Genomic DNA, 20,130 nt, shown 5'->3' with positions numbered 1-20,130 from the left:
AAGGACACAATGCGAGCTCGCACGTACAACCAGAACCATGCGCCCCGGGCACACACCGGCGGGCGGCGGATCAGCATTTACTGGACCTGGAGCTATCCCTGGGAATCTCAACGTGATCCGGCCGAGGTCTACAACCGGTTCTCCACCATGACCGAGGTGCGCAATGTCGCGTGGCCCGCGTACGAGACACCGGAGTACGACGCGGCCAGTTTCCTGCAGGGCATCGCCGGAACCCTCGAGCTGTTCCACCGGTCCACATTGTCGTTCCAAGAACTGGCCGAGGAGGCCACGGGCCATCCCGTCGCGGTGTTCCAGCGCATCGATCAGGCCGGGTACAAACTCCCGATCGACGACCGCATCCTCGCCGACACCGACACGCTGATGGTGTTCGGGCTCGATCATCTCCTGTCCCAACAGGTGGCCGCACCCGACGAGATCGCGGCAATCACCGAATGGCTCAAGCGCGAAGGCACCTGCCTGCTCCTCGCACCCCATCACGATGTGGGCTTCACCGACGACTACGCGCAGCGCCAGGTCGAGTACAAACACCACGGCGACCGGCTCGTGCCGCGTCAGCAACGCTTCGGCCAGTACACCCGCTCACTCATGCACGCGTTGGACGTGCCCGTGCACAACACCTGGGGCCTTCGACCCGCCGTGGTGAATGGCACAAAGGAAATCGCACCACTCACCGCAGTTCGCGACCTCGACAGCCTTCGGCTCCTCGACAACGTCGTCACGTTCAACTTCCACCTACACCTGCCGCACTACGAGCTGACCGCGCCCGAAACCGACCAACTGCGAGTCCTGGGCCGCCAGCGCATCGACCCCAACCGTCCGCATCCGTTCACGGCATCGGGCAACACCGAATTCAACGCGTTGATCTGGATGCCACCCACCGGCCAGCGGTCCGGTGACATCCTCCTCATCGACTCGACCCACTTCACGACCTTGTTCGGCGGCACCGACAGCCTGCGCAATCTCTGGCACAACCTGGCCACCATGCGATAGCCACGACGCCACGCCTTACCGTCTACCTTGTCGACACGAGTCAAGGGGGACCGATGGCGAACAGATTGCAGGCATGGCGTGAGAAGGCCATCGTCGGCTGGGCCGCTACGCGTACGCGGAAGCGAAGCCCGTCGCCGCTCCAACCGGAGTGGACACCGGGGCCCGCGCGCTACGGCGTCGGCGTACACCACAACGTCGCGGTTCCCACGTCCGACGGAACTGTCCTGCGGGCCGATGTCCACTACCCCACCGACCCCGAGACCGGCCGGCCCGCTGTCGGCCCGTTCCCGGTGCTGCTGTCGATCACCCCGTACGGAAAGAAGGCCCCGCCACCCGCGGCGCAGATCGGCGGCGGTGCCACCCGCTACCTCATCCGGCGCGGCTATATCGAGGTGATGGCCGATGTCCGCGGCACCGGCGTATCGGGCGGATCGTTCGAGATGCTGGGCGTCGAGCAGGTCACCGACGGGGTCGACCTGGTCAACTGGGCAGCAAAGCTGCCGAACTCGAACGGCCGCGTCGGCATGTTCGGGATCTCCTACCTCGCGATCAACCAGCTCCTCACCGCGGCTGCGGTCGGCCCGGACTCCCCCCTCAAAGCGATCTTCCCGGTCATGGCCGCCAACGACTTCTACCGCGACGTGGTGACGATGGGCGGCGTGCCGCACATGCGCACGGTCCGCGCATACGGCGCGGTGTACTCGTTGCTCAACGTCGTCAATCCGGCACTCGAGTTCGCCAAGCGCGGCAGCCACGATCGCCCTCGCGCCGGTGGGCTTGCCGCGGTGCGGCAGCGTGGTCGCGACCAGCGGACGTACTTCCGCACGATGACGGCCGACGCGGCGCAGGGCGGGGACACCGCGTTCGACGGCCCGTTCTGGGACACCATGCGCGCGAGTGACGTGTTGCCCAAGATCGTCGAGAACGACATCGCGGTGTTCTTGGTCGGCGGATGGCACGACGCGTTCCAGCGCGGCGCGCCGCTCAACTACACCGCGCTGCAGAACGCGTACGCGGGCCGGCCGCCGAACGCTCCGATGGAGCCGGGTCAGCCGGTGTCGGACAAGTTCCAGCTGATGATGGGTCCCTGGTACCACGTATCGGATCTCGACGGCCTGCACCTGCACGCGATCCAATTGCGGTGGTTCGACCGCTGGCTCAAGGACGCCGACGACGCCGCGGTGAGCGGGCCCCCGCTGCGATTCCAGCCGATCGGCAACTCGCACTGGTTCCACACGCGCGAATATCCCTTCCCCGAGGCCACACCCACGCGCTTGTACCTGGCAGAAGGCGGTGGCTTGCTCACCGAGGCCGCCGCCGAACGCAGCGAGGCGCCGCTACGCTACACCGCACGCGGGCCGATGTCGGGGCGCAGCCTGGAGCAGTGGAGCCTCGGCATGGGCAGTTTCATGGTGTCTCAGACCGGCAGACAGATCCGCTACGACCTCGATCACAGCCGGATGCAGCGCGAGGCTCTGACCTACACGACGCCGGAATACCGCACGGCCCAACTGATCGCGGGGCCGATCACCTTGACGCTGTTCGCCACCGCGAACACCGCCGAAACACTCTGGGTGGCGTATCTGGACGACGTATCACCCGAGGGTGTCAGCAGGCCGGTGACACAGGGTGCGCTGCTGGGTTCGCACCGCGCGCTCGACCCGGAGGCGACGTGGTACCTCCCGGACGGAACGGTGCTGCGCCCGCAGCATCTGAGCACCCGTGCCGCAGCACAACCGGTCGTCCCGGGCGAGCTCACGCGCTACGACCTCGACATCTTCCCCACCGCGGCGCTGATCGAACCCGGACATCGGCTGCGATTGACCCTGACGACCTACGACTTTCCGCACCTGGTTCCGACCAAACCGGCACGTGCAGCGCTCGCCGGCGGGCTTTACCAGGTCAGCCAGGGCGGAGATTCGCCGTCCAGCCTGCTCATCCCGCTGGCTGACCCGGTTGCGTTCAGTGCGGACGGGTCGCGCGATAGTACGTGATCTGACCGATCACCCGATGGCGTTCGGCTCTGGTTGTGGCGCAATCGAATCCGGCCGCTTCCAACACGCGCGGGATGGCATCGCCACGCACGTCGACGATGTGCAGCAGCCCGCCGGGCTTGAGAACGCGAAGGAGTTCGGCGGCGGCCGCCGCCTTCGTCGCATCGTCGAGGTGGTGCAGCATCATCGACGACAGTGCCCGGTCGAACTCACCGTCGCCGAACGGCAGCTGCTGCGCATAGGCACGCTCGAATCGGATACCGGTCAATCCCTTCGCTTTTCGCCGGGCGCGTCGCAGCGCGCGCGGGTCTGGGTCGGTGGCGGCGAACTCGCTGCCCGGAGATGAGCGTTTCGCCCGTGTGGTGAGATTCCCGGTGCCGCAGCCGATTTCGACAACCCGTTGCCCGGGCTTCAGATCGGCGTCGTCGACCAACGTGGCGTAGACGCGGCCCATGCCCAATGCCCGAGTCAGCAGATCATAGGCCGGGAGCAACAAGTCGTGACCGGCGGCGGGCAGGTAGTCGTGCCGGTTTCCGACAAAATGTGGATGATATTCGGTCATGGCACCCATCATCCAAGTGCGGATATACCCGTAGTGGGGTGATGATCGGCGTTATCGGGATTATCTTTTGCACATGCCTGATCCGGCCCGCCTGGTACGTCACCGCGACGGCATCCCCGTCTACCGCTACTGGACGGATCGCGAAGCGCCTCCGGTGTCGGTGGCCCGCGGCCGCCGCGGGGATCTGGTCGAACACGGCCCGCACATCCACGACTTTCCGGTGCTCTGGTACATCCATGACGAGGGTGTCGCGTATGTGGTCGCCGCAGGAGAGGTGGTCGACCCCGGACCGATGACCGCCGAATCCGACGGCGTCGGGGTGTACTTCGATCCCGCGGCGCTCGGACATGACGCGAGCTCGCCGTGGCCGGCGTGGCAGGCGCATCCGCTGTTGTTCCCGTTCATCCATGGCCGGGCCGGTGGGCTACTGCAACTGGACGTTCCTGTTGATCGACGGGCCTTGTGGGACAACATGTTCTGCGCCATCGAGGCGGAACTGGCCGGACGCCGCGAGGCCTACCGGCAAGCCACCCTCGCCTACCTGACCATATTGCTGATCGATCTCGCCCGGTTGGCGGACGATGTGGTTGGCGATTTGCGGCGCAGCGGCGAACCGCTGCTCGCCGAGGTGTTCACGGTGATCGACCGTCAACTGGCGCAGCCGCTGTCACTGCGCGATGTCGCCGATGCGGTCGGGATGACAGCCGGTCATCTCACGACGCTCGTGCGCAAGCGCACCGGGCGCACCGTCGGTGAGTGGATCGTCGAGCGCCGGATGAGCCGCGCACGTGCGTTGCTCGCCGGAACCGACCTGCCGGTCGCCGAGGTGGCCAGGCACGTGGGCATGGTCGACGCGGGTTACTTCAGCCGACAGTTCCGCAGGACACATGGCATATCGCCACGCGAGTGGCGGCGGACCGGAACAAACGGCATCAGAACTGAATCGCCTTGATAACAGAGGGGTTACGGCAGGCGCGGCCCCAGAGGTTGCGCTGGCGGCGTTGTTAGCGTGCCGGTGTGAATCGGAGGGCCCTCGGACGATTGTCACGCCGCGTGGCGGCCTTTGCGGCGGCCGCGCTGATGCTGCCCGCGCTGAGCGTGGCCGGACCGCTACCCGGCGCCGCGGCGTACTCGCGGGAGGGATTGCCGGTCGAGTACCTGCAGATCCCCTCCGCGGCGATGGGTCGCGACATCAAGGTCACGTTCCAGGGTGGTGGGCCGCACGCGCTGTACCTGCTCGACGGCCTGCGCGCCCAGGACGACGCCAACGGCTGGGACATCAACACCGCCGCATTCGAGTGGTACTACGAATCGGGGATCTCGGTGGTGATGCCCGTCGGCGGCCAATCCAGCTTCTACACCGACTGGTATCGGCCCGCGGCGGGCAGCGCTGGCGTCACGACCTACAAGTGGGAAACCTTCCTGACCCAGGAACTCCCGGCGTGGCTGGCCGCCAATCGCGGTGTCGCCCCGACCGGCAACGCCGTCGTCGGGCTGTCGATGTCGGGTGGTGCGGCACTCAACCTCGCGATCTGGCACCCGTACCAGTTCATCTTCGCCGGAGCGCTGTCGGGCTTCCTCAACCCGTCACAGGGCTTGTGGCCCACCATGATCGGCTTCGCCATGAAGGACGCGGGCGGCTACAACGCCACCGACATGTGGGGCACTTCCAACGACCCGGCCTGGCGGCGCAACGATCCGACGGTCAACATCAATCGGCTGGTGGCCAACAACACCGCGGTCTGGGTGTACTGCGGCAACGGCACGCCGGGCGACCTCGACGTGGCCGGCGACTTCGGCCAGCTCTACAGCGCGCAGTTCCTGGAGAACATCACCGTCAACAGCAACAAGGAATTCCAGCAGAAGTACGTCGCCGCGGGTGGCCGCAACGCGGTGTTCAACTTCCCGCCCAACGGCACGCACAACTGGAACTACTGGGGTGCACAGCTGCAGGCCATGAAGGCCGACATGCTGCGGGTGCTCGGCGTGGGCGTCACCCCGGCGGTGCCGGCTGCGCCCGCGGCACCGATGCCGGCCATACCCGCGCCCGTCGCGCCCGTGCCCGGCGTGGCCACACAGCCCGCGGTGCTACCCGCGCAGGCGCTGCCGGCCATCCTGCCGCGCTGACGTCATCGCGAACCCATCGCCCTGACATCGACCACGGCACTTGCGAATTGGTCGGGCGCTTCCTGCGGTACGTTGTGCCCGATGCCGTCGAGGACACGGTGCTCGTAGGGGCCGGTGTAGAGCTTGCGGTAGCCGGCACCATCTTTGGCGGCGCCGTCGAAGTCGCTGCCGATCGTGATGGTCGGTACGGTGACCGGCGGCTTGCCGGCCAGCCGCTTTTCGTCTGCGTCGAAACGGCTTTCGCCCGGTGCCAGGCTCTGACGCCATCGGTAGTTGTGCACGACGATCTCGACGTGGTCGGGATTGTCGAACGAGGCGGCGCTGAGATCGTATGTGGCATCGGTGAATTTCCACAGCGGTGAAGCCCTGGTCCAGATGAGGCGGTTGAACTCCATGGTGTTCTGCCGGTACCCGAGTTCGCCGCGCGGGGTCGCGAAGTAGTACTGATACCACCAGCCGAGTTCGGCCTCCGGCGCGAGCGGCTGCAGGTTGGCGGCCAGGTTGACGATGATGTACCCGCTCACCGCGACGAGCCCGGACACTCGCTGCGGCCACAGCGCGGCAACGACATTGGCCGTGCGGCCACCCCAGTCGTAACCACCGAGGATCGCCTTGGGGATGTTCAGCGCATCCATGAACGCGATGACGTCGTTGGCCAGTGCGGCCTGCTGACCGTTACGCACGGTGGCGCCGGAGACGAAGCGCGTCGACCCGAACCCCCGCGCGAAGGGCACGATGACCCGGAAACCCTGATCGGCGAGCTGGGCCGAGACGTCTGCATAACTGTGGATGTCGTAGGGCCAGCCGTGCAGCAGGATGACCGGGGTGCCGTCGGCAGGTCCCGCCTCGGTGTAACCGACGCTGAGGTCGCCCGCGGTGATCTGCTTGACCGGGTTCAACGTATGCGTCGGCGCCGGCGGTGCCTCAGTGCCGGCGGCGGGCGTCCCGCTCTGTGTCGTGCATGCCGCCAGGGTCGCCGCGCCGGCGGCCACCGTCGCCATGAGGCCGAACTGTCGTCTGCTGAAACCGCTCATGAGCTCATCCCACCCGGCGGACTCCATCACGTCAAACGATCATCATCGATGACTTCGATCTAGATCAGCGATAGCTTGATGGGGTGGAGTTACGCCAGATCGAGCACTTCATCGCCGTGGCGGGCGAGATGAGTTTCACGCGTGCCGCGCATCGCGCCCATGTGGTCCAGTCGGCGCTCTCGACGTCGATCGCAAAGCTCGAGCGCGAACTCGGCGTCGAACTGTTCGACCGGTCCCGCCAGCAGATCAAGCTCACCGCGGCCGGCGAGCGGTTCCTCACGCACTCCTACGACGTCATGCGTGCCGCCCGTGCAGCCACCGAGTCGATCGGTGAATATCGCGGCGCACTGTCGGGCACGGTCGAGTTCGGCTCGCTGATCTCATTCGGCCCCATCAGCGTCGCCCGGGCCCTCGGCGATTTTCATCGCGCCCATCCGTTCGTCCGAATCCGTTTGCACCTCAGCCAGTCCGGTGCATCGGCCTACCTGACCGCACTCATCGAGGGCTCGCTGGATCTCGCCCTTGTCTCGGTGCCCAACCGGTTCCCGCCGCAACTCGACATGCGACTGTTGTTCGAAGAGCCCATGGTCTTCGTATGCCGGGACGACCACGCCTACGCCCGCAAGAAACGCGTCGGCTTCGGTGAACTCGCCGCAGAGGACCTCGTGGGCCTGCCGTCCGAGTTCGGACTGCGGCGATTGATGGACGACGCATTCCGCGCCGCGGGCGCCGAGGCCCACACCCAGTACGAGGTGCCCGCCGGTTTCGCGGCCATCGCCGATCTCGTCGGCAACGGCCTGGGCACCTCGTTCATGCCGGTCTCCGAGGCGTGGCGATTCCCGGAGCTCAAGTCGATCGACCTCGCCGACCCGGTGATCTGGCAGGTGTACCTGGCGTCGCCGCCGGCCGAGCAGTTGACGCCGGCGACCGCACGGCTTGCGGACACGCTGCTCACCGCCGCCGCGGAGGCATAGTCATCGCGACCAGAGATGGAATCCATCGATGATGATCGTTGGACTTGATCGCCTGCCGCGGCTGGGATGGAGTCATGACGCCCACCTCGCTCAAACTCGCCGCACTGACCCTCACGACCACTGCCGTGTTCGCGGCACCGGTCGCGCACGCCGACAACGGATCCGACGGCCCCGCCGCGGGCGTGACACGGACCGAACTGCAGCGGTTGCCCGCTCCCACACCGGGTTTCGAAATCGTTCAAACGCGGGTCGAGATCCCGGTCGGTAAGGAGTCCGGGCGCCACAGCCATCCGGGGCCGGAGATCGGCTACATCGTGCAGGGCGACGTCGACATGGTCTTCGACGACCGACCGACCCAGCACCTCCATTCCGGCGATCCGTTTCTCATCCCGGCAGGCGTGATCCACAACGCCCACAACGTCGGCACGGTTCGCACGCTCATGCTGTCGACCTACGTGGTGCCGGCCGATCAGCCCTTGGTCACCATGTACTGATCACGCACGCCCCGGTAGATCCCGCGCCGCACGATCCACGGTTGCAAGATCCGGTCGATCGACCAGGCCGGGAACCGGAAGGCAAACCCATTGGGCGCGAACACTTCCAGCCCGTTCGGCTGCACGCCGAGCACCGAACCCCAGCGGGTCGCCGGCGGACGGTACGCCCGCATCCGGCCGCCGGTGAAGTAGGCGGCGACGTTGCCTGCCACAAGCCTGTCAGCCCGGTTGCGGGCCGAAGACCGCAGCGGATCGGTGGCCGCGACGTCGCCGATCGCGAACACCCCGGGTGCTCCCGGGACCTGCAACTCGGGCGTCACCCGGACGAAGCTACGGTCATCGAGGACATTCCTCGGCAGCCAGCCAGTGTTGGGGCGGACGCGGCCGATCGCCCACAGCACCGCGTCAGACCGCACGGGTGACTGCCCGGTGCTCCAATACACCGGGTCGGCGGTGATGGCGTCGCAGTCGAACCCGTCGGGCACGACCGCCCGATGGCCGGGATGCAACGTCACGCCCGCGGCGCACAATCTGCTCTCGATACGTTGCCGAACTCGCCGATGATGCTGCGGCAGAAGGCTTTCACCCGGGTAGTACAGCGCGACCCTGGTCCCCGGCCACCGGATGGCGAGGTTTGCCGCACTACTCACGGCCGCTGCGCCGCCGCCGATCACCGCCACCGACCGCGATTCGCCCAGCCGGTCGTGCGCGGCCCGCAGCCCCTCCTCGACGTCGGCAGCCGTTTGCAGGACGGGTTGTCTCCAGAAGCCGTTCGTCACGCCGGTCGCGATGACGAGGGCGTCGTAATGTTCGGACCGCGGATTGCCGTGTGCGTCCTCGACGCTGACGGTGCGGGCGGCCAGGTCGGCTCCGGTCAATGTGCCGTGCACCGTGCCGACGCCGTCGAGTGCGCGGAACCGGTCGAACCCGATCCAGTAGTCACGCGCCCAGTCATCCGGACGGGCGAGCCGCACGCCCAGTTCCTGACCGCTTACCAGACCAGGGTTCACCGAGATGCCGACGACATCGAAGCGACGGGCCAACCGAATCGCGGTGAGCACGCCGGTGTCTCCCAATCCGGCGATCAGCACGCGCTTGCGGTCCACGATCGGTGAGGCTACCGCCGCAACGCGCGGCTGATCTCCGCTTCGGCGGGAGCCGGCGGAGCGGTTCCTGAACCCGCCGCGCCGTCGAGCCACAGCGCGACCAACCGCGCTGACGCACCAGGTGCGTCGTCGACGGTGCGCCGGATCAGCCCCGCGTTCGCGATCAAGAGCACCGCGACATCGGCGGGTCGCAGGTCTTCGCGCACCTCGCCGGCAGCCACCGCGCGTTCCACGACGTCGACGATCGCCGCGTGTTGCCGCAGGCGGAGCGCGTCGACAGCCGGCGATACCGGCCGAGTCGACACCAGCAGATCGGCCAGCGCGCGGTTGGCCGCCTGCAACTCACACGTTGCCGTCACACACTCACGGAAGGCGGTTCCCGAATCGTCGGCCGCCGCGGCTCGCTCAGCCGTCGCCACGTACTGCTCCATCTGCCGCTCGAACAGCTCGTCGACGAGCGCTCCGCGCGTGGGGAAGTGCCGGTACAGCGTCGCGTTGCCGATACCGGCCCGGCGCGCGATCTCGTTGAGCGAGGCGTCGAGGCCCTGCTCGGCGAAGACCTGCTCGGCGGCGTCGAGCACCGTCGACCGGTTACGCGCGGCATCGATGCGCATCGAGTCCTCCTGCGGGAAATAAACCGGGGATGGTTCCCCGTTAAGGTTAACGTCCAACTAACCGGGGAGCCTTCCCCACTTCTGAAAGGGCTTTCTCATGGCCAGAATCGCGGTCATCCTCACCAGCACGCGCCAGGACCGCTTCGCCGACCGGCCGGCCGCTTGGGTTGCCGAACACGTGCACCGCCCAGGTGTCGAGGTCGACGTGGTCGACATCCGCGATCACGACCTGCCGAGCTTCGACGGGCCCGCCCCGCTCTATACCCCGCGGCAATACGCGACCGAGGCCGTCGCCGCGTTCGGCAGGCGGATCGATGCGGCCGACGCGTTCATCGTGCTCACCGGCGAGTACAACCACGGCTACACCGGCGTTTTCAAGAACGCCGTCGACCACCTGTACGTGGAGTGGGACCGCAAGCCCGTCGCTTTCGTCGGGTGGGGCAACGTGGGCGGGGCCCGCGTGGTCGAACAGTTGCGGACCGTCTCGATCGAACTCGGCATGGCCCCGATCCGCCCTGCCGTGCACATCCTCCCCGACGTACTGGTGCCCGCCATGACCGCACCGAGCTACGACCCGTCGCTGTTCTCGTCGCTCGACGCCAAGCTGGATCTGCTGGTGTCCGAATTGCTCTGGTGGAGCGACGCTTTGACGGACGCACGCGCGGAGAGCGCCGCCTGAGGTGCCCTCGTGGCCGGGGGCCGGCACCCGTTCCCTATCGTGACTGGATGAGCAGCGTCGCTGATGCGGACCGGGTCGCCGACCTCGCCCGCCGGGTCGTGGCAGACCACGACCCGAAGAAAGTACCGATTCCGGAGTATCTGGCCGCGTGCTACGACGCCGGCCTGTCCTGGGTGCACTTCCCGGAAGGCCTGGGCGGCCTCGGGGTGTCGCGGGGTCTGCAGGCCGTGGCCGACCGCATCCTGCAGGGTGCGGGTGGGCCCGTGCCGCTCGGTCTGAACCCGATGGGTTACGGCATGGCCGCACCCACCGTGCGTGAGCACGCACAGTCCGAGGAACTCAAGCGGTCGTGGCTGCGGCCGCTGGCCAGCACCGAACACATCTGGTGCCAGCTCTTCTCCGAACCGGGCGCCGGGTCCGACCTGGCGGGGCTGGCCACCTCGGCCGTGCGGGACGGCAACGACTGGGTGGTCAACGGGCAGAAGGTGTGGACGAGCCTCGCGCACCGGGCGCGGTGGGGTCTGCTGCTGGCCCGCACCAATCCCCATGTGCCCAAGCACAAAGGGCTCACGTACTTCGTGCTGGACATGCACGCGCCGGGCGTCGAGACCCGGCCGCTGCGGCAGTTGACCGGTCAGGCCGAGTTCAACGAGGTCTACTTGACCGACGCCCGGATTCCCGATGCGCACCGGCTCGGCGAGGTGGGTGACGGCTGGCGCGTCGCGATGACGACACTCATGAACGAGCGCAGCGCACTCGGCGGCAGCGGCAGCCGGCGCGGCGCAGGCACCATCTCAGATGCCGTGGCACTGTGGGCTTCCCGCCCCGATCTCCACACGCCGGTCTTACGGGACCGGCTCACGCAGCTGTGGCTGCGCTCGGAGGCTCAACGGCTGACCGCCGAACGGTCACGCGCGGCGGCCACCGTCGGCGGGCCCGGACCGGAGGGCTCGATCGGCAAACTCGTCGGGGCCGAGCTCAACCAGCACATCTATCAGTGGTGCATGGATCTGCTTGGGCCGGAAGGCATTCTCTACCACGGCTACGGCATGGGCGAGGGCGACGGCGCAGACTGGCGCGGACCCATCCAACAGCGGTTCCTGCGCAGCAAGGCCAACACCATCGAAGGCGGTACGTCCGAGGTGATGCGCAACATTCTGGGCGAACGGATCCTCGGGTTGCCCGGTGATCTGCGGGCGGATGCTGGTATGCCGTGGAAGGAGATCCCGCGTGGCTGAGGAGCTTGCGGATCAGCCCATTGAGGGCGCTGAATTTAGCCTCACCGATGAGCAGGTTCAGCTGCGGGCGGCGGTGCGTAGGTTCTGCGGCGAGAACTTCGATGAGCAGACCGTGCGGACGCTCATGGAATGCGAACCCCGCTTCGATCCGAAGGTATGGGCGCGGCTGGGCACCGAACTCGGAGTGCTCGGTCTGGCGGTGCCCGAGGCCGACGGCGGAGCCGGCGGCACACTCGTCGATCAGGCGATCGCGGTCGAGGAGCTCGGCGCCGTACTCGCGTGCGGGCCGGTGTTCGGCACGGTGTTTCTGGCGATCCCCGCGCTCGTCGCCGCCTCGGCAGGCCCGGTTCGCGACGAGTTGCTCAGCGCGCTCGCCGAAGGCACCAGGACCGCCGCGTTCGCCGTGCCCGACCGCGCCGGTGCGTTCGACGCCGCGCTCGTGACCGTCACCGCCGGCGACGGGACCCTCACCGGGACGGTGGAGCGCGTGGTCGACGGTGACGCGGCGGACGTCGTCCTGGTGGCGGCCACCGGACCCGATGGCGTTGCGCTGTATGCCGTCGACGCATCCGACGTGCAGCGCACGCCGTTGGTCACGCTGGACCTGACCCGACCGCAGGCCAACCTCGAGTTCACGCACGCGCCCGCACAGTTGCTGGCCGGACCCGACGAGGCCGAGCGCGTCATCACCCATGCTCTTCAGGTCGCCTCGGCACTGCTGGCGGCCGAACAGGTCGGTGCCGCACGGCATTTGCTCGATCTGTCGGTCGCGTACGCGAAGTCGCGCTTGCAGTTCGGCAGGCCGATCGGATCGTTCCAGGCCGTCAAGCACCGCCTGGCGGACTGCCTGGTCGACATCGAGCACGCCAGGTCGACGGCGTATCACGCGGTGTGGGCGCTCACCGATGGCACCGACGACCCGGCGCTCGCGGCGAGCATCGCCCAGGCGACGGCCTCGGCGGCGTTCGCCAAGGTCGCGGCCGACACCATCCAGGTGCACGGCGGCATCGGGTTCACGTGGGAACATCAGGCGCATCTGTACCTGAAGAGGGCCACCACGGACGCCGCGCTGTTGGGCAGCGCCGAGGCCCACCGGTCACGGGTTGCCGAACTGGTCCTCGACGGTGCCGAAGCGGATCGGGTGCCGCACATCGCAACCGGCACGAGCTGATCGGTTGAAAGCGTCCGGCGGACGGGGTGCGACCGTAGTATCCGCTGATGGACAACGCTCCTGAACTCCGCACGCTGGCCGTGGAGGGAGTGCGGTCGCCGGTTCTCGTCGGCGGCGCCGACAGTCCGGAGACCGTCGTGTTCGTGCACGGAAACAACGCGGGGGCGCGCTGGGATGCGCTGCTGGAGCCGATCTCCGAATTCGCCTGTGTCATAGCGCCGGAGATGCCCGGTTTCGGCGCAGCCGACAAGCCTGCGCAATGGCCCTACACCGTCGCGGCCTACGCTGCCCATCTCGATGGGCTGCTGCGCCAACTCGGTGTGCGGCGAGCACATCTCGTCGCGCACGACTTCGGCGGACCGTGGGCGCTGGCATGGGCGGTCGATCACCTCGACTCGGTCGCCAGCATCACGCTGATCAACGCTCCCGTGGTGATCGACCACTTCGCCGCCAAGCTGTGGCGCACCCCGGTGCTGGCCGAGATGCTCACCCGCGTGGGCAATCCGGCCATCCTTCGGAAGGTGTTGGCTTCTCGCGATCCCGGCTTACCGCCGGATGCGGTGGCCGCGATCGCCGAGCACATGTTCGCCCCGGGTACGCCTGACGCGGTGCTCAAGCTGTACCGGTCCACCGGTCCCGATGCGATTGCCCCGTATGTCGATCGGCTGGCAGACTTCGACAGGAACGTCCTGATCGTGTGGGGCGCCGACGACCACTATGTACCGTTCGAGCAGACCGACGACTATCGGCGGATCTTCCGGCACTGCGAGATCCATGCGGTTCCCGGCGCCGGGCACTGGCCCTGGCTTGAGCAACCCGACGTGGTGGCCGGCTACCTGACGAACTTTCTCCGCCGCCAACCAGGAGGTCACGAGTGAAGCTGCGCCGCGTCCGTACGTCGACCGGTCTGCAGGTGGAAACCCTTGATTCCGAGGGTAACTGGGTGCGCTGTGACGATGTCACCCCGCTGGGCGGCCAGGTGTTCGATGATACCTGGCAGATCGCGGCCGCGGACCGTCAACTGGAGCACAGTGAGTATCTGCTGCCGTTCCAACCCCTGTCGTTTCGCGACTTCATGCTGTACGAGCAGCACAACATCGATGCTGCGCGCGGGCTGATCCGACGGTTTCATCCCGGGCTGTTCCGGTTGACGTCTGCGTTCGAGCGGGTCACGGGCCGGCCAGTGCCTCAGTTCAAACCGAAACCGTTGTTCTATCGGCAGCCCATCTACTACATGTCCAACGCCCAAACGTTCGTGCCGACCGGAACTGCGGTGCCGGTGCCCGACTATTCGCAGGCACTGGACTTCGAACTCGAGATCGGCTTCGTCCTGGCCGCACCGCTGTTCAACGCCACCACGGCAGAAGCGTCCGCCGCGATCGGCGCTTTCGTGGTGCTCAACGACTTCAGCGCGCGCGACGTCCAGCGCCCCGAGATGCTCAGCGGTCTCGGGCCGCAGAAGTCCAAACACTTCGCCAGTTCGATGTCGGACACCGCGGTCACCGCCGACGAAATCCTGCCTCGGATCGATTCCCTCACCGGGTCGGTGTCGCTCAACGGTTCTGTAGTCAGCACCGTACACAGCGCCGGCATGCAACACAGCCTCGGCGACGTGCTCGCGCATGCGTCCCGCAGCGAACCGCTCTATCCGGGCGAGGTTTTCGGCACCGGCACCCTGCCGGGCGGCAGTGGCATGGAGACCGGGCATTGGCTGCGGCCCGGTGACACGCTCGCGTTGACCCTCGACGGTATCGGCTGCATCGAGCACACGATCCGTTAACGGGTGACCGCGTCGATGGCCTTGTAGATCCGCTGTTCGCTCACCGGCCGTGGGGTGCCGAGCTGCTGGGCCCACAGGCTGACGCGCAACTCCTCGATCTGCCAGGCGATCTCGCGGACGTCGGCGGCTTCGGCCCGCGCCGGCGACAGCGCACGCACCAGATCGTCGTAGGCATCCTCGACGGCGTGCACACGGGCCATCCGCTCACGGTCGGCCGCGATCGCGTGCGGCAACCGTTCGAGCCGCCGAGCAGCCGCCGTGACGTACCGGACGAGGTCAGCCAACCGGGCGACACCGGCAATCGTCACAAAACCGTTGGGCAGCAGCCGGTCCAATTGCGAACGGACATCGGCGACCGCGTCGGCCTGCGCGGCCGGCGGTTTGTCGGGCAGCGCCATACCGACCTCGTGCGCGGCGGCCAGCACCTTCTCGACGCGGCTCACCGCGGCCTGCGTGGTGGGCCCGAGTTCTTTCGCGGCTCGCTCGACCAGTCCTCTGAACTCCGCCTTCGTCCATACGGGTTTGCGGATCAGCACATCGGCGGCAGCATCGGCACAGTCGTCGAGCAGTGCGGCGAGCGTCCCATCGGGGTTCGCGTTGAGCGACAGCCGGGCGCGCGTGCTGAGTCCCCGTTCGATGGCCTTGACCGGCGACGGCGCCGCCAGCCGCAGCAGCCGGCGCAGCCCGGGGCCCATCGCCGCCGCCTGTTCGGCCTGGCTGGCAAACACCTTGACGTCAACGGCTTTCCCGGTGTCGACGAATGCCGGGTAACCGCGCACGGTGTGCCCGCCGCTGACGTTCTCCACGGTGCGGGGCAACTCGTCGAGGTCGTCGGGCCATGCCTTGAGACCCGTGCGTTCCAGGTCACCACCCAGTGCGTCGGCGACAGCCTGCGCGACGGGAACCGCCAACTGCTCACGCAGCACGTCGATGTCCTTGCCGCGGGCCACCTCTTTGCCGTCAGTGGATTCGACGGCGAACGTCAACCGTAGATGGTTCGGGATCTTGGTCAGATCAAATGCGTCGATCGGCACGAGAATGCCGCTGCGCCTGCGGAGTTCGCGCTGTACCTCGTCCAAGAGGGATCCGGCCGACGGATCGAGGTCGGGCAGGATCACCCGCGCGGTGTCCGGCGCGGGTACGAAGTTGCGCCGCAGATCTTTCGGCAACGATTTGATCAGCGCGGTGACCAGTTCTTCGCGCATTGCCGGGACCTGCCACGCGAAGCCCTCGCCGCCGAGTCGCGCCAGCACGCCCACCGGGACGTGCACGGTCACCCCGTCGTCTTCGGCTCCCGGCTCGAAGCGATACGTGAGCGGCAGTTCGAGATCGCCGGTCTGCCAGGTGTCTGGATGCTCGGCGGCGTCGTCGGTGCGCAGCAGATCGTCGCGGGTGAAGGTCAACAGATCCGGAGTCTTGTGGCGCTGCTTGCGCCACCAGCCGTCGAAGTGGCGGGCCGACACGATGTCGGCCGGAATTCGCGCGTCGTACAGCGCGTATATCTCGTCGTCGTCGACCAACAGGTCGCGCCGCCGGGCGCGCTCTTCGATCTCTTCGAGTTCTTCGCGCAGTTTTGCGTTGTCGCGGAAGAAGTGGTGGCGCGTCTGCCAATCACCCTCGACAAGCGCGTGACGGATGAACAGCTCACGCGACACCACAGGGTCGATCTGTGCATACCCGACCCGGCGGCGCGGCACGAGCGGCAACCCGTAGAGGGTCACTCGCTCGAAGGCCATCACCGCACCGCGTTTGGCGTCCCAGTGCGGTTCGCTGTAGGTGCGCTGCACCAGATGGCCGGCCACCCGCTCGATGGCCTCGGGCTCGACGCGCGCGGCGATCCGGCCGAAGAGCCTGCTGGTCTCCACCAGGTCGGCGACGACGATCCACCGTGGCGGTTTCTTGGTCAGCACCGAGCCGGGCGCGAGAACGAACTTGGAGTTGCGGGCTCCCGTGTAATCCCGTGTCTCGCCTTCCCGCAACCCGACGTGGGAGAGCAGCCCGGCGGTGAGCGCGGCATGGATACTGGCCGGTTCCGCGGGTTCATCGCTCTCGCGAATCCCGATATCGCGGGCGATACTGCGCAACTGACCGACGAGGTCCTGCCACTCCCTGATGCGCAGGTAATGCAGGAACTCCTCGCGGCACATCCGCCGGAAAGCGCTGCCCGAAAGTTGGTTTCGTTGCTCGCGCAGGTAGTTCCAGAGGTTCAGGTAGGAGATGAAATCGGAGTGCTCGTCGGCGAACCTGGCATGTTTCTGGCGGGCCGCCTCCTCGCGATCGGTGGGCCGCTCGCGCGGGTCGGGGATCGACAGCGCGGCGGCCAACACGAGCACCTCGCGCACGCAACCTTCGGCGTCGGCCTGCAAGATCATGCGTCCGATACGCGGGTCGAGCGGCAAGCGGGACAGGCGCCGGCCCACATCGGTGAGTGCACCAGCCTCGTCGAATGCACCCAGCTCCTGCAGCAGCTGAACGCCGTCACGGATGCTGCGCGCGTCCGGCGGATCCAGGAACGGGAAGTCGGCGATGTCACCGAGCTGCAGTGCGGCCATCTGCAATATGACCGCGGCGAGATTCGTGCGCAGGATCTCCGGATCGGTATAGCGCGGGCGGGATTCGAAGTCTTCCTCGGAGTACAGCCGGATGCACACGCCCGGCGCGGTACGTCCCGACCGGCCCGCACGTTGCGCCGCCGACGCCTGCGAAATCGGTTCGATCGGCAGCCGCTGCACCTTGGTGCGGCGGCTGTAGCGCGAGATGCGGGCGGTCCCCGGGTCGACGACATATCGAATACCCGGGACCGTCAGTGAGGTTTCGGCGACGTTAGTCGCCAGCACAACCCGCCTGCCGGTGCGGCTCGGCTGGAACACGCGTTGCTGCTCGGCGGTGGGCAGCCGGGCGTACAGCGGCAATATCTCGGTGTTCCGGAGATCTTTCAGAGCCTCTGCGGTGTCGCGGATTTCACGTTCGCCGGACAGGAACACCAGCACATCGCCCGGCGGCTCGGCCTCCAGCTCGCGGACCGCGTCGACGATCGCCTCGGTCTGATCGCGTGGCTCCGTGCGGACGATTTCGTGGTCGGGATCGTCCGGGTCCTCGGTGTCGTCAACGGCAACCGGAACTTCCAGGGGCCGATACCTGATCTCGACCGGATAGGTCCGGCCGGACACCTCGACGATCGGTGCATCGTTGAAGTGGGCCGAGAACCGTTCTGGCTCAATGGTTGCCGAGGTGACGATCACCTTGAGGTCGGGGCGCCGCGGCAGCAACTCGCGTAGATAGCCGAGGAGGAAGTCGATGTTGAGGCTGCGCTCGTGGGCCTCGTCGAGGATCAGCGTGTCGTAGCGCAGCAGGCGCCGGTCGCGCTGGATCTCGGCGAGCAGGATGCCGTCGGTCATGAGCTTGACGAGCGTGGCGTCGCTGGCCTGATCGGTGAACCGGACCGTGTAGCCCACGGCCTCCCCGAGCGGCGTGCCGAGCTCGTCGGCGATGCGTTGTGCGACCGTACGGGCCGCGAGCCGGCGGGGCTGCGTGTGGCCGATCGTGCCGCGGATGCCCCGGCCGAGCTCGAGACAGATCTTGGGCAGCTGCGTCGTCTTACCGGAGCCGGTTGCGCCGGCGACGACCACGACCTGGTTCTCGGAGATGACCTTCGCCAGATCGTCGCGGCGCTCGCTGACCGGCAGGTCCGGATAGGTGATCTTCGGGACGGCCGCCTGCCGGGTGAGGACGAGAGCCTCGGCCTCGGCGATCTGCTCGGCGATCTTGTCGAGGTTGCCGTCGCGAAGATTCCTCAGCCGGCGACCGAGCCGCGACGCGTCTCGGAAGGTCAGGCCATCGAGACGCGCACGCAGCTCACGCAGCTCTTGACGGTCCGACACTGGAACCAGGATAGGCGACCGCAGCAACCCGATTTTTCGCCGAGCACGGGACCGGCAAGATGGTCACCGTGACCGAGTTCGTGATAGCTCCACCACCGCAGGCATCACTGCCCGTGAGCACCGGCCCGGAGCGGTTCCCGATCCGGCGGGTGTTCTGCGTGGGCCGCAACTACGCCGCCCACGCCCGGGAAATGGGCAAAGACCCCGACCGTGAGCCGCCGTTCTTCTTCATGAAGCCGGCCGACGCCGTGATCGACGCCGCGGGCACCGTGCCCTACCCGTCGCTGACTTCGTCGTTTCACCATGAGATCGAACTCGTCGTTGCGCTCGGAGCGGGTGGGCGCGACGTCCCGCCGGCCGATGCGCTGAACCTGGTCTGGGGTTATGGCGTCGGCGTCGACCTGACCCGTCGGGATCTGCAGGACGAGGCCAAGAAGCTCAGCCGGCCATGGGACTGGTCGAAGGGTTTCGACGCGTCGGCGCCGTGCACCCCGATCCATCCGGTCGCCGCCGTCGGCCACCCCGACAGCGGCGAGATCTGGCTGCGCGTCAACGGTGACCTCAAGCAGCAGGGTGACCTCAAGGACCTGATCTGGTCGGTGCCCGAGGTCATCAGCGCCATCTCGGCGGCCGTGGACCTCGCGCCCGGCGATCTGATCTTCAGCGGGACGCCCGCCGGTGTTGGCGCGATGCAGCCCGGCGACGTGGTGTCCGGTGGCGTCTCGGGAGTCGCGGAATTCGAGTTCACGATCGGTCAGCCGAAATAGCGTAGATGCTCGATACCGCCGTACACCGTCGCGCGTCGACGCTTCACGTCGGTGCAAGTGGTCGCGGTTTAAGGCTTACCGCGGCGATGGACGAACGGCCGTCGCCCGGACGCCGGCGAGCACGACGTCGACGATGCGTTCGGCGTCCGCGCGGGTGAATGGGCGCATTCCCCGGTTGACGATGAGATGCACTGGGCCGGAGATCATCTCGCCGAGGAACGCGCTGTCGACCGGGGGAAGTTCGCCACGGTCGACGGCGGTGTCGACGCGCTGACGCATCGCGGCCACGCGCTCGTCGAGAATTCTGGACAGGACCTGGACCGTGGCGCGTTCGCGCGCGGGCTGGATGACCTGTTCGAGCGTCCGGCCGAACGGCGTTTCGAGACCCCCGGCCAGCGCCACCAGAAAGTCGACCAGATCCCGGTGGATGTCGCCGGTATCGGCGACCGACGCGAGATCTTCGGCGTAACGCAGCAGGGCTTCGACCACCAATTCCTCGCGGTCGGGCCAGTTGCGATAAACGCTGGCCTTGTGCACGCCGGCGGCCTCGGCGACCTCCTCGTAGCGGAAGCCCGCGATGCCGTCACGCGCGACGAGCTCTGCCGTCGCGGCGAGAATCTGCGCTCTCACACGCGCATTGCGTCCGCCGGGGCGCCGCGTGGGCGGCCGGTCACCAGTCCCGTCGTCCATCACCGCTC

18 protein-coding genes are annotated in these 20,130 nt (G+C 67.5%); 12 read left to right on the top strand and 6 right to left on the bottom strand.

All coding sequences use genetic code 11. The annotated features are described in order from the left end of the window. Positions 1 to 9: 9 nt before the first annotated feature. Both ACOI2T_RS00670 and ACOI2T_RS00665 read left to right on the top strand, forming a co-directional pair. The gene (locus ACOI2T_RS00670) at positions 10 to 1,011 is read left to right on the top strand and encodes a hypothetical protein (protein WP_409504069.1); all 1,002 of its coding nucleotides are present in this window, start codon (positions 10 to 12) and stop codon (positions 1,009 to 1,011) included. A gap of 53 nt (positions 1,012 to 1,064) precedes the next feature. Then, positions 1,065 to 3,005 carry a CocE/NonD family hydrolase gene (locus ACOI2T_RS00665; RefSeq protein ID WP_409504068.1) on the top strand — a complete coding sequence of 647 codons (1,941 nt, stop codon included), beginning with the start codon at positions 1,065 to 1,067 and terminating at the stop codon, positions 3,003 to 3,005. Here the strand turns inward: ACOI2T_RS00665 and ACOI2T_RS00660 are convergent. Continuing rightward, positions 2,974 to 3,567 carry a methyltransferase domain-containing protein gene (locus ACOI2T_RS00660; protein WP_409504067.1) on the bottom strand — a complete coding sequence of 198 codons (594 nt, stop codon included), beginning with the start codon at positions 3,565 to 3,567 and terminating at the stop codon, positions 2,974 to 2,976. The two genes, ACOI2T_RS00665 and ACOI2T_RS00660, sit on opposite strands and share 32 nt — an antisense overlap. A gap of 73 nt (positions 3,568 to 3,640) precedes the next feature. Between ACOI2T_RS00660 and ACOI2T_RS00655 the strand changes: the two genes are divergently transcribed. Further along, a complete protein-coding gene (locus ACOI2T_RS00655; RefSeq protein ID WP_409504066.1) occupies positions 3,641 to 4,519 on the top strand; it encodes a helix-turn-helix transcriptional regulator in 879 nt (292 codons plus the stop codon). A 128-nt stretch (positions 4,520 to 4,647) separates the two neighbouring features. After that, positions 4,648 to 5,694, top strand: coding sequence for an esterase family protein (locus ACOI2T_RS00650; RefSeq protein ID WP_409504226.1), 1,047 nt, complete (start codon positions 4,648 to 4,650; stop codon positions 5,692 to 5,694). A gap of 2 nt (positions 5,695 to 5,696) precedes the next feature. Here the strand turns inward: ACOI2T_RS00650 and ACOI2T_RS00645 are convergent, their stop codons facing one another. Then, positions 5,697 to 6,728, bottom strand: a complete 1,032-nt coding sequence (locus tag ACOI2T_RS00645; protein ID WP_409504065.1) for an alpha/beta fold hydrolase — start codon at positions 6,726 to 6,728, stop codon at positions 5,697 to 5,699. 83 nt (positions 6,729 to 6,811) lie between these two features. Between ACOI2T_RS00645 and ACOI2T_RS00640 the strand changes: the two genes are divergently transcribed. Together ACOI2T_RS00640 and ACOI2T_RS00635 are read left to right on the top strand one after the other, a co-directional pair. Beyond that, positions 6,812 to 7,702: a LysR family transcriptional regulator gene (locus ACOI2T_RS00640; RefSeq protein WP_409504064.1), complete on the top strand. Its 891-nt coding sequence runs from the start codon at positions 6,812 to 6,814 to the stop codon at positions 7,700 to 7,702. 74 nt (positions 7,703 to 7,776) lie between these two features. Continuing rightward, the gene (locus ACOI2T_RS00635) at positions 7,777 to 8,196 is read left to right on the top strand and encodes a cupin domain-containing protein (protein WP_409504063.1); all 420 of its coding nucleotides are present in this window, start codon (positions 7,777 to 7,779) and stop codon (positions 8,194 to 8,196) included. Here the strand turns inward: ACOI2T_RS00635 and ACOI2T_RS00630 are convergent. Together ACOI2T_RS00630 and ACOI2T_RS00625 are read right to left on the bottom strand one after the other, a co-directional pair. Then, positions 8,172 to 9,302, bottom strand: a complete 1,131-nt coding sequence (locus tag ACOI2T_RS00630) for an FAD-dependent oxidoreductase (RefSeq protein ID WP_409504062.1) — start codon at positions 9,300 to 9,302, stop codon at positions 8,172 to 8,174. The two genes, ACOI2T_RS00635 and ACOI2T_RS00630, sit on opposite strands and share 25 nt — an antisense overlap. 11 nt (positions 9,303 to 9,313) lie before the next feature. Next, positions 9,314 to 9,916 carry a TetR/AcrR family transcriptional regulator gene (locus tag ACOI2T_RS00625; RefSeq protein ID WP_409504061.1) on the bottom strand — a complete coding sequence of 201 codons (603 nt, stop codon included), beginning with the start codon at positions 9,914 to 9,916 and terminating at the stop codon, positions 9,314 to 9,316. Between the two features lie 97 nt (positions 9,917 to 10,013). Here ACOI2T_RS00625 and ACOI2T_RS00620 point away from each other — a divergent pair, with 97 nt between their 5' ends. Genes ACOI2T_RS00620 through ACOI2T_RS00600 form a run of 5 tightly spaced genes read left to right on the top strand, consistent with a single transcriptional unit; the run spans position 10,014 to position 14,784 of the window. Further along, the gene (locus tag ACOI2T_RS00620; RefSeq protein ID WP_409504060.1) at positions 10,014 to 10,595 is read left to right on the top strand and encodes an NADPH-dependent FMN reductase; all 582 of its coding nucleotides are present in this window, start codon (positions 10,014 to 10,016) and stop codon (positions 10,593 to 10,595) included. A 47-nt stretch (positions 10,596 to 10,642) separates the two neighbouring features. Next, positions 10,643 to 11,833, top strand: a complete 1,191-nt coding sequence (locus ACOI2T_RS00615) for an acyl-CoA dehydrogenase family protein (protein ID WP_409504059.1) — start codon at positions 10,643 to 10,645, stop codon at positions 11,831 to 11,833. After that, complete coding sequence (locus ACOI2T_RS00610) at positions 11,796 to 13,004, top strand: acyl-CoA dehydrogenase family protein (RefSeq protein WP_409504058.1); 1,209 nt, start codon at positions 11,796 to 11,798, stop codon at positions 13,002 to 13,004. The genes ACOI2T_RS00615 and ACOI2T_RS00610 overlap by 38 nt, the downstream gene beginning before the upstream one ends. Before the next feature lie 47 nt (positions 13,005 to 13,051). Beyond that, a complete protein-coding gene (locus ACOI2T_RS00605; RefSeq protein ID WP_409504057.1) occupies positions 13,052 to 13,882 on the top strand; it encodes an alpha/beta fold hydrolase in 831 nt (276 codons plus the stop codon). After that, positions 13,879 to 14,784 carry a fumarylacetoacetate hydrolase family protein gene (locus ACOI2T_RS00600; protein ID WP_409504056.1) on the top strand — a complete coding sequence of 302 codons (906 nt, stop codon included), beginning with the start codon at positions 13,879 to 13,881 and terminating at the stop codon, positions 14,782 to 14,784. The genes ACOI2T_RS00605 and ACOI2T_RS00600 overlap by 4 nt, the downstream gene beginning before the upstream one ends. Here ACOI2T_RS00600 and hrpA read toward each other — a convergent pair. Beyond that, a complete protein-coding gene (hrpA, locus tag ACOI2T_RS00595) occupies positions 14,781 to 18,665 on the bottom strand; it encodes an ATP-dependent RNA helicase HrpA (protein WP_409504055.1) in 3,885 nt (1,294 codons plus the stop codon). The genes ACOI2T_RS00600 and hrpA overlap by 4 nt on opposite strands. A gap of 68 nt (positions 18,666 to 18,733) precedes the next feature. Here hrpA and ACOI2T_RS00590 point away from each other — a divergent pair, with 68 nt between their 5' ends. Continuing rightward, positions 18,734 to 19,432, top strand: coding sequence for a fumarylacetoacetate hydrolase family protein (locus ACOI2T_RS00590; protein ID WP_409504054.1), 699 nt, complete (start codon positions 18,734 to 18,736; stop codon positions 19,430 to 19,432). A 75-nt stretch (positions 19,433 to 19,507) separates the two neighbouring features. On the opposite strand, the gene ACOI2T_RS00585 is transcribed toward ACOI2T_RS00590, so the two are convergent. Further along, positions 19,508 to 20,122, bottom strand: coding sequence for a TetR/AcrR family transcriptional regulator (locus ACOI2T_RS00585; protein ID WP_409504053.1), 615 nt, complete (start codon positions 20,120 to 20,122; stop codon positions 19,508 to 19,510). Between the last annotated feature and the right edge of the window lie 8 nt (positions 20,123 to 20,130).

The organism is Mycolicibacterium wolinskyi str. Jessa 2025, from assembly GCF_049241375.1.
Lineage (GTDB): Bacteria > Actinomycetota > Actinomycetes > Mycobacteriales > Mycobacteriaceae > Mycobacterium > Mycobacterium wolinskyi.
The sequence above is the reverse complement of the archived record's forward strand: the minus strand, read 5'-3'. Positions and strand labels throughout refer to the sequence as shown.